The 15,705-nt window shown below is 76.5% G+C and carries 8 protein-coding genes; 6 read left to right on the top strand and 2 right to left on the bottom strand.

The genetic code is table 11. The features are described 5' to 3' along the window. Positions 1-6 precede the first annotated feature (6 nt). On the bottom strand, positions 7-1,389 hold the full coding sequence (eccD, locus tag ACFWP2_RS14160; RefSeq protein ID WP_380450683.1) for a type VII secretion integral membrane protein EccD: 1,383 nt from the start codon (positions 1,387-1,389) through the stop codon (positions 7-9). A gap of 247 nt (positions 1,390-1,636) precedes the next feature. Between eccD and eccCa the strand changes: the two genes are divergently transcribed. Together eccCa and ACFWP2_RS14150 are read left to right on the top strand one after the other, a co-directional pair. Continuing rightward, positions 1,637-5,548 (top strand): type VII secretion protein EccCa, encoded by a 3,912-nt coding sequence (eccCa, locus tag ACFWP2_RS14155; RefSeq protein WP_380450840.1) that lies wholly within the window; start codon positions 1,637-1,639, stop codon positions 5,546-5,548. Next, on the top strand, positions 5,548-7,992 hold the full coding sequence (locus tag ACFWP2_RS14150; RefSeq protein WP_380450682.1) for a hypothetical protein: 2,445 nt from the start codon (positions 5,548-5,550) through the stop codon (positions 7,990-7,992). The genes eccCa and ACFWP2_RS14150 overlap by 1 nt, the downstream gene beginning before the upstream one ends. An 18-nt stretch (positions 7,993-8,010) precedes the next feature. Here ACFWP2_RS14150 and ACFWP2_RS14145 read toward each other — a convergent pair whose 3' ends face one another. After that, complete coding sequence (locus ACFWP2_RS14145) at positions 8,011-8,454, bottom strand: DUF4259 domain-containing protein (RefSeq protein ID WP_380450681.1); 444 nt, start codon at positions 8,452-8,454, stop codon at positions 8,011-8,013. Between the two features lie 142 nt (positions 8,455-8,596). On the opposite strand from ACFWP2_RS14145, the gene ACFWP2_RS14140 reads away from it, so the two are divergent. From ACFWP2_RS14140 to ACFWP2_RS14125, 4 genes are all read left to right on the top strand, one after another. Beyond that, on the top strand, positions 8,597-9,034 hold the full coding sequence (locus ACFWP2_RS14140) for a hypothetical protein (RefSeq protein ID WP_380450679.1): 438 nt from the start codon (positions 8,597-8,599) through the stop codon (positions 9,032-9,034). 79 nt (positions 9,035-9,113) lie between these two features. Beyond that, positions 9,114-10,595, top strand: a complete 1,482-nt coding sequence (locus ACFWP2_RS14135; RefSeq protein WP_380450678.1) for a hypothetical protein — start codon at positions 9,114-9,116, stop codon at positions 10,593-10,595. A 93-nt stretch (positions 10,596-10,688) separates the two neighbouring features. Then, the gene (locus tag ACFWP2_RS14130) at positions 10,689-14,048 is read left to right on the top strand and encodes a right-handed parallel beta-helix repeat-containing protein (RefSeq protein ID WP_380450677.1); all 3,360 of its coding nucleotides are present in this window, start codon (positions 10,689-10,691) and stop codon (positions 14,046-14,048) included. After that, complete coding sequence (locus ACFWP2_RS14125) at positions 14,045-15,334, top strand: S8 family serine peptidase (protein ID WP_380450676.1); 1,290 nt, start codon at positions 14,045-14,047, stop codon at positions 15,332-15,334. Before ACFWP2_RS14130 ends, ACFWP2_RS14125 begins: the two co-directional genes overlap by 4 nt. Positions 15,335-15,705: the final 371 nt, after the last annotated feature.

The raw sequence follows: 15,705 nt of genomic DNA, 5'->3' as shown, positions 1-15,705 counted from the left end.
GGCGGCTCAGCCGCCGAGGCCGCGCAGGGTGTGGTAGACGCCGCAGGCCTGGAGGGCCAGGGGCAGCAGGGAGAGGGCGCAGAGGGTGTGCAGGATGTCGGCGATGCGGCCCCAGTACGGGAGCAGACGGCGGCCGGGGACGGTCCAGGCGGCGACCAGGAGGGCGGCGGTGAGCGTCAGCAGGGCGGCGAGCAGGAGCAGCCGGTCGGTGGTGGTGGCGCCGGTGGTGGCGCGGGCGAGCAGGACGAGGCCGCCGAGGACGCCGGGCAGCAGGATCGCCAGGCGCTGGCGGATGCTGCCGACGGCCCGGCCGTGCAGCAGGAGCAGCAGGCTGAGGGCGCCGGCCTCGGCCGGGCCGGCCCAGCCGTCGGCGAAGGGCAGCACGGCCAGGCAGGCGGCGCAGACGGCGCCGATCGCGGTGTGCAGGGCCATCAGGTAGTCGTCGGCGACCAGGGCGCGGGGCAGGACGGCGCCGGCGGGGACCGGGTCGATGTTCTCCTGGAGCTCCTCCGCGTTGCGCGGCAGCATGGGCAGCCGCAGCCCGGACAGCCGGAAGGCCAGCGAGGGAACGAACGCGCCGACCAGCACGGCGGCGACCGCGACGACCGCGACCAGCTGGGCGAGCGTCAGCCCGGCGAGCACCAGCGCCCCGGACAGCACCCCGAGCAGCGCGACCAGCGCCACCCCGAGGAAGAGCGGCGCCGCCGCGCCGACCGCCGCCAGGGCCAGCACCGCCGCCCCGGCCCCGGCCGAGGAGGCCGCGAGGATCCGCGCGCCGAGCAGCTCGCCGCCGTCCGGCCCGTCCGGCAGCAGCAGGGCGGCGAGTCCCAGGTACGGGACGGCGGCGGCGCCGAGCGCGGCGCCCGCGCCCGCGTCGGCCATCGCCCGGGAGGCGCTGCCCGCGCCGAGCAGCAGCAGGACGGCGACCGCCGCGGCGGCGGCCTGGCGCGGGGCGGCCGGTCCGGGCAGGGCCAGCAGCAGCCAGCCGGCCGCCAGCGCGGTCACGGCGAGGGCCACGGCGAGGACGCGGGTGAGGGCCGGGCGCCAGGTGTCGCCGCGCTCGTGCATGCCGGTGGCGACGCCGTCCACCAGATCGTCGAAGTGCACGGTCGGCAGGGCCTCGTGACGGGCCCGCAGGTACAGCGCGTCGCCGTCGTGCAGGCCGAGCGCCTCGGCGGTGCGCTCCTCGTCCAGGGGTTCCTCGCCGAGCCGCTGGAGCACCCAGCCGCCGTGCTCCAGGCCCTCCTCGGCGAGCTCGGGGCCGGCGTGCCCGAGGACGGCGGGCAGCAGGTCGGCCAGGGGCACGTCGGCGGGGACGGCCAGTTCGAAGGCCGTCCCCGGCGCGTGGAACCTCAATCGGCACAGTCCTGCCACGACACTGCTGCTCACGCCGGTCCTCCGGTTCGGTGGGGTGGTGCGTTTCTCCGCCCGGATGAACGGCCTGCCCGGCGCGCCGCGTTCAACCGGCGTGCGGGGGGCCGGCCGGTGCGCCGGTCGAACCCGTGCCGGTCGAACCCGTGCCGCTGAACCTCCGGTGCCGCGCCGTCCGTCAGCCAGAGGGAACGGCCGCGGCGAGAAGGAGCCCTGAGTGAGCGTGGAGCTGATCAAACGGACGCCCCGGCGTCCGGGGCCCGAGATGCCGGACGGTGAGATCCAGCTCCAGGAACCACCGGGCCTGCCGGAGAAGCAGAGCGGCATGGCCGGCGTGATCAGCATGGCGCCGATGGCGCTCGGCTCGCTGTCGATGGTGTTCATGTTCCTGCACCCGGGCGGGGGCGAGGGCGGCGGCATGCTCAGCTACGTCGCGATGGGCATGATGGCGCTGTCCGCCGCCGGGATGCTGGTCACCCAGCTGATCCGCGGCTCCAGCGACCGCAAGCAGCAGCTGCGCGCCGAGCGCCGCGACTACCTGCGCTACCTCTCCCAGATGCGCCGTCAGGTGCGCCGCTCGATCGACGCCCAGCGCCGGGCCCTGGCCTGGCGGCACCCGGAGCCGACCGAGCTGGGCGCGCTGGTCGGCACCACCCGGCTGTGGGAGCGGCGGGCCGCCCACCCCGACTTCAGCGACGTCCGGATCGCGCTCGGTGCCCAGCGCCTGGCCACCCCGCTCGCGCCGCTGGCCACCAAGCCGGTCGAGGACCTGGAGCCGCTCTGCGCCCACGCGCTGCGCCGCTTCATCCACGCCTACGGCACGCTCGCCGACCAGCCGATGGCGATCCACCTGCGCGGCTTCGCCCACCTGCTGCTGCGCTCCGACGACCCCGAGGCGGCCCGCGCGCTGGTACGGGCGGTCCTGGCCCAGCTCGCCGTGGTGCACGGCCCGGACGAGCTGCGCGTCGCCGTGGTCACCGACACCGAGCGGCGGGCCGCGTGGGAGTGGGCCAAGTGGCTGCCGCACGCCCTGCACCCGACCGACACCGACGGCGCCGGCCCGGTCCGGCTGGTCGCCGGGAGCCTCGGCGAGGTCGAGCAGCTGCTCGGCGAGGAGTTCACCGGCCGCCCCGGCTACGAGCCGGACGCCGTACCGGACCGGGACGAGCCGTTCACCGTCCTGGTCCTGGACGGCCCCGGCGCGCACACCGGCAGCCGCGCCGCGCTGACCGGCTACCGCAACGCCGTCCTGATCGACCTCGCCGACTCCCTGGAGTGGCGCCCGGCCCGCACCACCCTGCGGCTGCGGATCGAGGACGGCCGGCTCGCCATGGTCGGCGCCGACCGCAACCGCAAGGACGTCGTCACCGAGCTCGGCCGGCCCGACGCGCTCGGCCTGTCCGCGACGACCCGCCTGGCCGCTCGGCTCGCCCGCTACCGGATCGCCGACGGCGTCGACGCCGCCGAGCCGCTCGCCACCGACTTCGACCTCACCGCCCTGCTCGGCATCCCCGACCTGCACGCCCACGACGTCGAGGCGCTCTGGGCCCAGCGCGGCATCCCGCAGCGGCTGCGCGTGCCGCTCGGCCTCGGCCCGGACGGCCGGCCCGTCGACCTGGACCTCAAGGAGTCCGCCCAGGGCGGCATGGGCCCGCACGGCATGCTGATCGGCGCCACCGGCTCCGGCAAGTCCGAGCTGCTGCGCACCCTGGTGCTGGCGCTCGCCGTCACCCACTCCTCCGAGGTGCTCAACTTCGTCCTGGTCGACTTCAAGGGCGGCGCGACCTTCCTCGGCCTGGACGCCCTGCCGCACACCTCCGCCGTGATCACCAACCTGGCCGACGAGGCCTCCCTGGTCGACCGGATGCGCGACGCCCTGCACGGCGAACTCGTCCGCCGCCAGGAGGTGCTGCGCGAGGCCGGCTACGCCTCGCTGCTGGACTACGAGACCGCGCGCGCCGCCGGCACCGCGCTGCGCCCGCTGCCCACGCTGTTCGTGGTGGTCGACGAGTTCAGCGAACTGCTGTCCGCGCACCGGGACTTCATGGAGCTGTTCGTGATGATCGGCCGGCTCGGCCGCTCGCTCGGCGTGCACCTGCTGCTGGCCTCGCAGCGGCTCGACGAGGGCCGGATGAGCGCGCTGGAGTCCCACCTGTCCTACCGGATCGGCCTGCGCACCTTCTCCGCCATGGAGAGCCGCGGCGTGCTCGGCGTCCCGGACGCCTACCAGCTGCCCTCCCAGCCCGGCAACGGCTTCCTGCGCAGCGACATCTCCACCCTCACCCGGTTCAAGGCCGCCTACGTCTCCGGCCCGTACCGCCCCAAGCGCCGCGCCGCCCAGCAGGCCGCCATCGCCGGGCAGGTCGTCGCGTACGGCACCGACTACGTGATGCCCCGGCAGCGGCCGGCGGCGGAGGCCGAGCCGGAGGAGGAGCAGGCCGCGACCGGTTCGCTGCTGGAGGTCGCGGCCGGCCGGCTGCGCGACGCCGGCCCGCCCGCGCACCGGGTCTGGCTGCCGCCGCTGGACGTCCCGCCCACCCTCGACGAGTTGCTGCCGCCGCTCGTCCCGCACCCCGAGCGCGGCCTCACCACCGAGGACGACGCCCGCCACGGCGCCCTGGGCCTGCCGGTCGGCGTGGTCGACCGCCCCTTCCACCAGCTGCGCGACCTGCTCACCGCCGACCTCTCCGGCGCCGGCGGCCACGTCGGCATCGCCGGCGCCCCGCAGAGCGGCAAGAGCACCCTGCTGCGCACCCTGATCACCGGCCTGGCGCTCACCCACACCCCGCGCGAAGTCCAGTTCTACTGCCTGGACTTCGGCGGCGGCACGCTGTCCTCGCTGCGCGGCCTGCCGCACGTCGGCGGGGTCACCGGCCGGCACGACGGCGAGCGGGTGCTGCGCACGGTGGCCGAGGTCAACGGGATCATCGCCCGCCGGGAGCAGTACTTCGCCGAGCTCGGCATCGACTCCGTCGCGGCCTTCCGCCGCCGCCGGGCCGCGGGCGGGCTGCCCGACGAGGCGCACGGCGACGTCTTCCTGGTGATCGACGGCTGGAACACCCTGCGCCAGGAGTTCAACGACCTCGTCCAGCTGCTGACCCTGATGTCCCAGCGCGGCCTCAACTACGGCGTCCACCTGGTCATCGCCACCACCCGCTGGGGCGAGGTCAGCAGTGGCCTGCGCGACCAGCTGCAGACCCGCTTCGAGCTGCGCCTCGGCGACTCCGTCGACTCCGTGATCAACATGCGGGCCGCCGCCAAGGTGCCCAAGCTGCCCGGCCGCGGCCTCACCGACGAGCAGCTGCACTTCCTCACCGCGCTGCCCCGGATCGACGGCTCCGGGGACACCGACGACCTCGGCGAGGGCGTCGCCGACCTGGTCGACGCGGTCGCCGCGCACTGGACCGGGCCGCGCGCCCCCGAGGTCCGGATGCTCCCGCTCACCCTGGACGCGGCCCGGCTGCCCGCCCCGGAAGGCCGGCTGCGGGTGCCGATCGGCCTGGAGGAGACCGAGGTCTCGCCGCTCTGGCACGACTTCGAGGAGAACCCGCACCTGCTCGTCGTCGGCGACAGCGAAGCCGGCAAGACCAACCTGCTGCGCCTGATGATCAAGGCCATCACCACCGCCTACACCCCGGCCGAGGCGCGGATCATGCTCGTCGACTACCGGCGCGGCCTGTACGACGCGGTGCCGGAGGAGTACCGGCTCGGCTACGCGGTGGCCGTCGACAAGCTCCGCCAGATCGTGGACGGCGCGTCCCGGGCGATGAAGAACCGTATCCCGCCCGCCGACATCACCCCCGCCCGGCTGAAGCTGCGCGACTGGTGGACCGGCCCCGAGCTCTTCGTCCTCGTCGACGACTACGACCTGGTCGGCTCCGGCAGCGGGGCGCACCCCTTCGCCGCCGTGCTGGAGGACCTCTCCCAGGGCGCCGAGATCGGCCTCCACCTGGTCGTCGCCCGGGGCGCCAACGGCATCGGCCGATCGCTCGGCGACCCGCTGATCCGCAAGCTCCAGGAGGTCAACTCGCCCACCCTGCTGATGTCCTGCCCGCCCTCCGAGGGCTACCTGTTCGGCAACCTCAAGCCCCGCCAGTTCCCGGCGGGCCGCGGCCTGTACATCACCCGGCGGCGGACGGTACAGGTGCAGACCGGCTTCCTGGCGGAGGAGGAGTGATGGGTGTGGCGAGCGCCCCGGGCGCCCCGGGCGTGACGGCGGCTTCGACCCTGCGGGCGCTCGGCCCGCACTACGTGATCGCCCCGCCCGGCGCGGAGGCGGACGGGCTGGCCGAGGCGCTGGCGCCGGTGCCGACCGAGCCGCGGGCACTGCTGCTGCTCGCCGCCGCCGCGGACGCGGCGCCCGTGCTGCTCGCCTCGCTGGACGAGCTCGCCCGGGCCGCGCGCGAGCGCGGCGCCGACGTGCTGGTGCTGGCCGCCTCCGGGCTGGCGGCGCTCGGCCCGGACGGCCGTCGGCCCGCCGAACTGCTGGCCCGGCGCTGCGGGTTGACGGTCGTCGCGCCGGACGCGGTGGTCAGCGTCGAGCCGGACGGCACCCTGCCGGCGGTCGACGGCACGTGGTGGCGCTGCCGGCCCGGCGGGGGAGCGGAGCCGCTCGGCGGGCGCTGGCCCGCCGCCGCGACCCTCACCCCGCTGGCCGGCGGGGTGTTCCGGGTCACCGAGGCGGCGGTGGGGCAGGTCGGCCCCGCCGTGCTGGACCGGGCCGCGGCACCGCCGGACGGGCTGCTGCTGATCCTCGGCGATCCGGCCGCACCGCTGCCCAGCGGTGTCCAACTGGCCAACGCGGCGGTGCTGTTGCAGGAGACGACCGGGCGGGTGGAGTGCCTCGTGCTGAGCGCGCCGTGGGCCGCCCCGGTCGAACTCATCGAACTGGCGGCCGTGCTGGCGGCCTCGCTCGGGCAGGAGGTGCGGGCGGCGATCGGCGTGCCGGTGGGCACGGCCGGGGCGGCCGGGGCCGGCCCGCGGACCGTCCACGTGGCGGCGGACGGCGGCGAGGGCTGGGAGCCGTACCTCACCGAGCTGGTCGCCCGCCCGAGCGAGCGCACCGTCACCGCCGTCGGCTGGCGCACCCGCCCCGACCTGCCCCCGGCGCCCGGGACGGCCCGCTACCCGGCCTTCCCCGGCTGGGAGTTGGAGGCGGTGGCGGCCGGCCTGTGGCTGCGTCCGGCCGTCACCGCGGACCGCGGCCCCCGGCTGCGCCGGCCGGATCCGGCGCGGCCGGTGCTGGTCGTCGGCACACCGGGCCGGCCGGTGCCGGAGACGGTCTGGGACCACCTCGGCGCGGTCCTGGGCTCGCTCCCGACCGGGCCGGTGCGGCTCGCGCTGGCGGTGGCCGGGGCGCTGGACGTGGGGTCGGCGGCGGTGGGGCGGTTCTGCGCGCGGCTGTACGGGCTGGACTGGATCGGGGCGGAGATGGTCGTTCCGGAGACGGTCGCTCCCGAGCCGTCAGCGCGGGCCGAGGCCGCGGCGGCGGGCGCGGCAGTGGGCGAGGTCACGGTCGAGGCGGAGCCGGAGCCGGTGGTTGCGCCCGATCCTGAGCCGGCGACGGCTCCGGAGCCCGCGGCCACGGTGTCGACCTCGGGCGGATCGCTCGTGGCGGAGTCTCCTGAGGAGGTCGTCAAGGGGCCAAGTTTTGCCCCTGAGGTCGTGGTGGAGGAGACCGAGGCGGAGGAACCGGTCACCGGGACACCACCCGTCGAGCCCGAACCGGTTCCGGAGCCCGATCCGGAGCCCGAGCCGGAGCCCGATCCCGAGCCCGAGCCGGAGCCCGAGCCCGAGTTTGAGCCGGAGCCCGAGCCCGTGGTGCCCGTCGTGACGCCTCCGCCCCTGTCCCTGCCCATGCCCCCGCCCCCGGCGTCGGAGCTCGCACCGGCGGGACCCGCCACCCCCGCCGAGGACGGCGCGGCCCTGGTCGCCCGGCTCGGCCCCGCCTACCAGCGCCTGGCCCGGCGGGCCGAGGACGTCGCCACCCGACTGCCCGCCCTGCGCGCCCGGGCCGAGGACGGCGACCCGGCGCCCGAGCTGGTCGCCGTCCTGCTGCAGCACGGCGACTGCGGCCCGCTGGCCCCGCGCGCCGAACTCCTCGCGGCGGCCCGGTCCGGCGCGCCCGGCGCCTACGGCCCGTACCTGCGCTGCCTGGCCGCCGGCCTGCGGCGGCTGCCCAGCCACTACGGCGGCGTGCTGGTCGCGGGCCCGGCGCAGGACTGCGACCTCGCCGCGTACACCCCGGGCACGGTGCTGACCGAGCGCGCCCCGGTGACCGGTCTGGCGGCGCCCGGAGCGGATCTGGGGGAGGACGTCGGGATCGAGTTCGCCATCTGGTCCGTCGGTGGCCGCCGCAGTTCGGCCTTCGGCGATCCGGGCGACCAGCCGACGGTGATCTTCGCCCCCGGCGCGGAGTTCGAGGTGGTCGACGTCGAGCCGGCCGCCCCGGAGGAGGGCCGTCCGGCCCGGGTGCTGCTCCACGAGCTCGGCGGCGTCCGCCCGGGCCCCGACCGGCTGCGCACCTGGCTCGCCCGCCGTGACGCCGTCGCCCCCGCCGCCCGCGTCCGCCCCGCCGACCCCTCCCGCTACGTGCTGGCCCTCGGCACCGGCACCCTGTGACCGTCGGGACGACGGAGCCTAGAGGTCGAACAGCGCGTCCTGCGGCTCGGGGTCGGGCGCGAGCACGGTGCGAAGGCGCCTGACGTCCTGCCGCCACTTCGTGCCGCCGGGCGCCTCGTCCCAGAGCTCGGCGAGTTCGGACGACTCGGCGACCACACGGTCGAGTGCCTCGACGGCGAGTGACCGCAGGTCGGTGGTGAAGGCCGGAAGGGCCTGGCCGGGCCGGTAGCCGGGGTCGATCGGCGCGTCGCCCGGGCACTGGGCGGCGACGAGGGCCGCGGCGGCGACGGCCTCCGTTCCGTCGAGGTACTCGAGGTACTCGAGCGGGCCCCGGGCCGGGACGGTGCGGATCAGCGCCGTTCGGACCAGGGTTTCCCGCTCGCCCTCGGCCGCCTCGTCCAGGGCGTCGGCGAAGTCCATCGCCGTGTCGTTGTCGAACGGGCCGGTGCCCCAAGCTCCCATGGCGGTCTCCTCGCGTCACTGTGCGGTGATCCTCCCAGTGACCACCGACAGGCGCGGCGCGGGTGCCCCGGTGAACCCCGCTCCACCGGTGGGCCGTCGGACGGGACGTAGGGATGTGGTGGTCGGCGGGAGGAGTACGGGGATGGGCGAGACGGTGCGGGGCGGGTTCCGGCTGGCGGCGGTGTTCGACGCGGTGGATCCGGTGACCGGGCCCGGGTTCGCGCCGGACCGGCCGCGGCTGGCGGCGGGGGCGGGGCGCGAGGCCGTCGCCCGCTACCTGCGGGCCGGGGCGACGGTGCTGCTGACGCCGATGCTGATGGACGACGTGGTCGACCCGGCGCGGCGCGGCGTCGTGCCGATGGGCTTTCGCACCGACGGCCGGTGGATCTGGACCGACACCGTCACGTACTACCTGGAGGAGTACGGGCTGGCGCCCGACCCCGAGCTGCTCGCGCACGTGCGCGAGCAGCTCGACGAGCCGTGGGCGGAGCCCTCGGCGGCGGTGCTGGAGCAGGCCGTGGCCTTCGTGCTGACCCCGCCGGAGGCGGCCGCCGAGCCGGTCTGGACGGTCGGGGACTGAAGCGCGCCGATCCGGCTGAACCGGTTCGGCCACGCGGGCCGTAGCTCCCCACAGGAGTGTCGTCGAGCGCAGGGGATGCATGGTGGGCGAGGAGCAGCGCGGCGAGCCGGAGCGGAGGGTGGGCGGCTTCCGTCTCCCGGCGGTGAACTGGGCGTTGGCGGCCGAGGCGGACCCGGGTGTGCAGGCGGCGCCGGCGGAGGAGCCCGCGAGCGCCGCGACGGCGGTGCTCCCGGCGCCGGCGCCATCGGCTGCCGGGGCCACCGGCGGCGTGACGGGCGGGGCGCGGACCGAACCGAAGGCCGAGTCCGAGCCCGATCCCGAGTCCGAGCCTGAGCCCGAGGGCGGGACCGGCTACGGGCCGGCGGTGCTGCCGTCCCCCGTCACCGCGGCGGCGGCCCCCGCGGCGCCCGAGGCGGTGGCGCTCGCCGCCGGCGCGGCCTCCGACCCGGCCGGCGAGAGTGCCGCGGACCCCGGGCCGCGCCCCGGCCGGGTCTCCCGTCCGATGATCGCCGCGGCCGTCGCCGTCGGCCTGGTGCTGGTCGGCACCTCCGTGGTGGTGACCCAGCTCGGCGGCAACGACCCCAAGCACGGGCCCGCCCAGGCCGACGCCCCGCCCGGCTACGGGCAGGGCGGCGGGGACGGCGGCAACGGCTACGTCCCCGGCTTCGACCAGCACGGCGGCAGCATCGATCCGGCGAACCCCACGCCCGACGGGCAGCCGGGAGCGGTGGTCCCGCCGCTCGACGGTTCGGCCTCACCGGCTCCGGGCGACCAGGCGGCCGCGGCCCCGAACGGCGCCGGCGGCACCGGCGGCGCCGGTGCGGGTGCCGCCGCACGGCCCGGTGGTGTGGCCAACCCCGGTGGGGGCGGCGGTGGTTCGGCCGGAGGGGCGGACCACTCCCAGGGCGGATCGGGCTCCGCCTCGGGCGGGTCGGGCGGCTCCGGCGGCGCCAACCCGGCCCCCAACCAGCCCGCGCCGAACCAGCCCGCGCCCAACAAGCCGGCCCCGAACCAGCCGGCGCCGAACCAGCCCGCGCCGCCCCCGGCCGCCGCCAAGCCGCCTGCACCGGTCACCGTGATCGCCGGCCCGTACTGCTCGAGCGGCGGCCAGTACAAGACCAACGGCTGGTTCGACCAGGGCAACAAGGGCTGGCGCAACAACTCGGGCGGCTACAGCGGTGACGGCTGCAACGGCACGTACGCCTCGATGCCGATGTCCGGCGACGCGAACAAGGACGACAACAGCAACTCGGTGGTCTGGACCTTCACCGTGGACAAGGCCAGCAGCTGCACCCTGTCCGTCTACATCCCGGGCAGCAGCGACGTGAAGCAGGTCGGCGGCAACCCCAGCTACTACACGGTGCAGAGCGGGGGCGGCCAGATCGGCTCGTTCTCCATCAACCAGACGGCCAGCCGGGGCAGTTGGGTGAACCAGGGTCCGTTCTCCTACCGTGGCCCGATCTCGGTCACGCTGCACAGCCGCGGCCTGGACTGGTCGGGCAGTACCGAGACGTTCGCCCACCACGCCGCCGGCGCCGTCCGTGCCACCTGCACGGTCTGACCCGCCCCGATCCCTCTGAAGCACCGAACCACCGAAACCCCGAACCACCGAACCACCGGGCCGCAACGCCCCACGACGAAGGGAACCCCAGGCATGTCGCGCCCGGTGCTGACGGTCTGCGCGGAGCAGCGGGAGCCCGGCTCCTACCGCACGATCGGCGAAGCCCTCCAGGCTGCCCGCAGCGGCGCGGTGATCTCGGTCCGCCCCGGCCGGTACGACGAGAACCTGGTGCTCACCAAGGTGGTGAGCATCACCGCCGAGGACGTCCGGGGCAGCGTGCGGATCAGCCCCCGGCGCGGTTCGGTGGTCCAGGTGCTGACCGAGGCCGTCCAGCTCACCGGCCTGGTGCTCCAGGGGCAGGACGACGACCTGCCCGCCGTTGACGTCCCGCGCGGCCAACTCGCCATGCAGGACTGCGAGGTGATCGGCAACGCGTGGACCGCCGTGCTCACCCGCCAGCAGGGCGAACTCGCCATGCGCGGCAGCCGGGTCACCAACCCGGCCGGCGCCGGTCTGGTGGAGACCTCCACCGGCACCAGCGTGATCGAGGACAGCGTCATCGAACACCTGGGCACCTCGGCCGTGGTCATCGGCGAGCGGGCCAACCCGACCGTGCGGCGCTGCGTGCTGCGCGACGCGCGCGGCAACGGCCTGTGCGCCAACGGCGAGGCGCGCGGCGTCGTCGAGGACTGCGAGATCTCCACCACCGACAAGCCCGCCGTCGCCCTGGAGGAGCAGAGCACCACCCGGCTGCTGCGCACCGAGATCCGCGACGCCGCGCTCGGCGTCTTCGTCGGCTCCACCGCCCGGGTCGTGCTGGAGGACTGCACCGTCACCGCCGTGCGCTCCCACGGCTACGTCCTCACCAACGGCACCGACCCGCTGCTGCGCCGCTGCCGCGCCGTCCGCCCCCAGGGCCACGGCCTGCACATCGCCGGCCGGGCCCGGGGCACCCTGGAGGACTGCGAGGTCACCGCCCCCGCCCTGGCCGGCATCCACGTCGGCGAGTCGGCCGGGCCGAGCCTGGTGCGGGCCGTGGTGCGCGACGCCGGGACGGACGGCGTCGAACTCACCGGGGAGAGCGCCGCCGAGTTCGACCGCCTGGAGGTCCGCGACGCGGCCGGCGTCGGCGTCGTGGTGCGCGACGGCGCCAACCCGCTGCTGCGCCGCAGCACCGTCACCGCCGCCGGCGGCCACGGGATCGAGGCGCTGCGCGACGGGCGCGGCCGGCTGGAGGACGTCACCGTCGTCGACGCCGGCGGGCACGGGGTGCGGATCGCCGACGGAGCCAACACCTACCTCGGCGCCAGCCTGGTGCGCGGCAGCGGATCCTGCGGGATCTCGGTCGGCGCCGAGGGTGTCGCCACCCTGCGCGACGTCGAGTCCGCCGACAACGCCCTGGACGGCGCGGAGGTCGAGCACGGCGGCGAACTGACCGCCACCCGCACCCGGCTGCGGACCAACCGGCGGCACGGCCTGCACCTGTGCTCCGGCGCCCGCGCCACCCTGACCGGCTGCCAGCTCAGCGACAACACCGTGGACGGGCTGCGCTCCGAGTCCGTGGAGCCCGTGCGGCTCACCGACTGCACGGCGGCCGAGAACCAGGGCGCCGGGCTGCGGCAGACCGAGCCGACCGACCGCCTCGCCGTGGAGAACCTCGACAGCCGGGACAACCGGGCCCCGGACGCCCACGGCACGGCGGCCGTCGCCGCCGCCGAGCCCGGTGCCGACTCCTCCGCCGACGGCACGGACGCCCCGGCCGAAGGGGCCGCGGCCCCCGCCCCGGCCGCCCCGCAGGGCCCGCAGGCCGTCCTCCAGACCCTGGTCGGGCTGCAGGGCGTCAAGGAGCAGGTCGCCACCCTGGTCAACCTCAACAAGCTGGCCCGCCGCCGCGAGCAGGCCGGACTGCCCGCCCTGCCGATGAGCCGGCACCTCGTCTTCGCCGGCCCGCCCGGCACCGGAAAGACCACCGTCGCCCGGCTCTACGGCGCGATCCTCGCCGAGCTCGGCGTGCTGCGCAGCGGCCACCTGGTCGAGGTCGCACGGGCCGACCTGGTCGCCTCGATCATCGGCGGGACGGCCCTGAAGACCACCGAGGTGGTCAAGGAGGCGCTCGGCGGGGTGCTGTTCATCGACGAGGCGTACACCCTCTCGGCCGGCTCCGGCGGCACCGGCCCCGACTTCGGCCGCGAGGCCATCGACACCCTGGTCAAGCTGATGGAGGACCACCGCGACGACCTGGTGGTGATCGTCGCCGGGTACGAGGCCGAGATCCGCGAGTTCCTGGCCTCCAACCCGGGCCTGGCCTCCCGGTTCAGCCGCACCGTCGAGTTCCGGAACTACAGCGACGAGGAGCTCACCACGATCGTCGAGCACGCCGCCGCCGGACACGGCTACGAACTCGCCGAGGGCACCAGGGAGGCGCTCGCCGCGCACTTCGACCGGATGCCCAAGGGCGCCGACTTCGGCAACGGCCGGGCCGCCCGCAAGGTGTTCGAGGAGATGGTCGACCGGCAGGCCTCGCGGCTCGCCGAACTGGAGCACTTCGACAACGAGGCGCTCACCCGGCTGCTGCCCACCGACGTCGGCGAGCAGGCCGCCGCGGCCGCCGCCGGGGAGGCGACGTCCGAGGAACCCGGCCTGCTCGACCGGCTGCGCGCCATGGTCGGCCTCGCCGCCGCCAAGGAACAGGTCGAGGACCTGGTCAACCTGACCCGGCAGACCCGGCGCCGGATCGAGGCCGGGCTGCCCGCCGCCACCATCAGCCACCACCTGGTCTTCTCGGGCCCGCCCGGCACCGGCAAGACCACCGTCGCCCGGCTCTACGGCCAACTCCTCGCCGAACTCGACGTGCTGCCCTCCGGCCAGCTGATCGAGACCGCCCGCGCCGACCTGGTCGGCCGCTACATCGGCCACACCGCCCAGCTCACCCGGGACGCCTTCGAACGCGCCCGCGGCGGTGTGCTGTTCATCGACGAGGCGTACACCCTGACGCCCCGCAACGGCTCCGGCGGGGACTTCGGGCAGGAGGCCGTGGACACCCTGATGAAGCTGATGGAGGACCACCGCGACGAGGTCGTGGTGATCGTGGCCGGGTACCAGGAGGAGATGCGCGGCTTCCTCGCCTCCAACCCCGGCCTGGCCTCCCGGTTCTCCCGGGAGATCACCTTCGACCACTACGCGGACGAGGAACTCGTCACCATCGTCCGGGTGCAGGCCGAGACCGCCGGCTACACCTGCGCCCCGGAGACCCTGGCCGCGCTCGGCACCCTGTTCGAGGCCGTCCCGCGCGACCGCTCCTTCGGCAACGGGCGCTTCGCCCGGCAGGTGCTGGAGGCGATGATCACCCGGCAGGCGGGCCGGCTGTCCCGGCTGGACGTCGCGGACCTCGACGAGCTCAGCCTGCTGCTGCCGCAGGACATCCCGGCCGACCGGATCGGCAGCCTCGCATGAGCGGGGCGCCCCGCGTCCGGGCGGTGGTGGCCGGGGCGCTCGTGGCCGGGCTGCTGCTGCCGGTGGCGGGCACGGCGGCCGCCGACGGGCCCGCGGTGCCCGCCGTGCCCGTCGCGCCCGGCACCACCGCCGCGCCCGCCGGCCCCGACGCCCTGCCCGGCGTCAGCCAGCAGCGGCGCGACGCGAGCGGGCGGCCGGCCGGCTGCCTGCCGCCGTCCGGCAAGGGCACCCAGCTCACCCCCTGGCCGCAGACCTTCCTGCGGCCCGACCGGGTCTGGCCGCTCAGCCGCGGCGAGGGCGTCACCGTCGCCGTCCTCGGCTCCGGCGTCAAGGACGGCGGCGGCCTGCTGGCCGGCCGGCTCGACCCGGCCCCGCTGCCCGGCGGCCCCGACCCCGCCCAGGACTGCGTCGGCCACGGCACCTTCCTGGCCGGGCTGATCGCCGCCGACCAGCGCGAAGGCGCGGGCTTCGCCGGCCTCGCGCCGCGCGCCCGGATCCTCGCCGTCTCGGTCACCAACGAGGCCGGAACCCCCTCGGCGGAGCTGCTGGCCCAGGGCATCACCACGGCCGCCGACCGCGGCGCGCGGATCATCTCGATCGGGGTGGCGCTGCCGAACGGCACCGACGCGCTGGCCGCCGCGGTCCGCGCGGCGCGCGGCAAGGGCGCGCTGATCGTCGCCCCGGCCGCACCCGACACCGCCCCGACCGACGCCTCCGGAACCGCCAAACCCGGCCCGGCCTACCCGGCGGCCTACCCCGAGGTGCTGGCCGTGCGCGACCTCGCCCCCGGCGGCGCGCTCCCGGACGGCCCCGGGGCCGTCCCGGTCGGCGGCCGCGTCGACCTCGCCGCCCCGGGCGACGCCGTCACCGGCCCCGGCCCGGCCCCCGGCGGCTACTACACCGGCGCCGGCCCCAGCTTCGCCACCGCCTTCGTGGCCGGCAGCGCCGCCCTCGTCCTCGGCTACCGCCCGGACCTGACCGCCGACCAGCTGACCGACCGCCTGGAGACCACCGCCTACCGCAGCCCCGACCCGCGGTACGGCCACGGCACCGTCGACCCCGTCGCCGCCGTCACCCGCCTCCCCGCCCCCGCCCCGGCGGCCCCCCTGGCCACGGCCGCCGCCCCCACCATGCCCCCCGCCCCACCGCCCTCCGACGCCGGCAGCCTCGCGAGCCTGGTCGCCCTGGCCTCCCTCGCCGTCATCGCCCTCGTCGCGGCCGCCGGCGCGGTGGCCCCTCGTGCCCATGCCCGAGGCTGGCGCGCGGGTCGTGCGGAGGAGGGCTGACGGGGCGTCGCCCCAGCCGGGGCGCGAGGCTCAGCGGTCGAAGCGGTACCGGGGGAAGCCGTGTTCGAGGAGCGCCGTCCGGGTGCCGCGGTGGAGCGCGGCGGAGCCGGTGCCCGCGTCGTCCCCCGTCGATGCTGACTGCCGCGAGCAGGCCGGGCGCGATGAAGAACCGTTCGGCCTCGAAGGCCGGTGGGGAGCGGGCTGAGCGGTACGGGCCGGAGCGTGCCCAGCGGCGGGCCGGGGCTCGCGGCCGACAGCCGGTGGGTCCGGGCGTGTCAGGGCACGGCGGGCATCGCTTCGTGGAGGGTGTACTCGTCTCCCGGTAGGCGCCGTGGGGGTCCTCGGTGTGCCACCCGACGGGGTCGGACCCA

The organism is Kitasatospora sp. NPDC058444 (assembly GCF_042721415.1).
Lineage (GTDB): Bacteria > Actinomycetota > Actinomycetes > Streptomycetales > Streptomycetaceae > Kitasatospora.
The sequence above is the reverse complement of the archived record's forward strand: the minus strand, read 5'-3'. Positions and strand labels throughout refer to the sequence as shown.

What these genes read in the sequence shown, in the direction of transcription:
- ACFWP2_RS14125 (WP_380450676.1), top strand. Translation starts at nt 14,045, where the DNA reads ATGAGCGGGGCGCCCCGCGTCCGGGCGGTGGTGGCCGGGGCGCTCGTG.
- ACFWP2_RS14130 (WP_380450677.1), top strand. Translation starts at nt 10,689, where the DNA reads ATGTCGCGCCCGGTGCTGACGGTCTGCGCGGAGCAGCGGGAGCCCGGC.
- ACFWP2_RS14140 (WP_380450679.1), top strand. Translation starts at nt 8,597, where the DNA reads ATGGGCGAGACGGTGCGGGGCGGGTTCCGGCTGGCGGCGGTGTTCGAC.
- ACFWP2_RS14135 (WP_380450678.1), top strand. Translation starts at nt 9,114, where the DNA reads ATGGTGGGCGAGGAGCAGCGCGGCGAGCCGGAGCGGAGGGTGGGCGGC.
- ACFWP2_RS14145 (WP_380450681.1), bottom strand. Translation starts at nt 8,454, where the DNA reads ATGGGAGCTTGGGGCACCGGCCCGTTCGACAACGACACGGCGATGGAC.
- eccCa (WP_380450840.1), top strand. Translation starts at nt 1,637, where the DNA reads ATGCCGGACGGTGAGATCCAGCTCCAGGAACCACCGGGCCTGCCGGAG.
- ACFWP2_RS14150 (WP_380450682.1), top strand. Translation starts at nt 5,548, where the DNA reads ATGGGTGTGGCGAGCGCCCCGGGCGCCCCGGGCGTGACGGCGGCTTCG.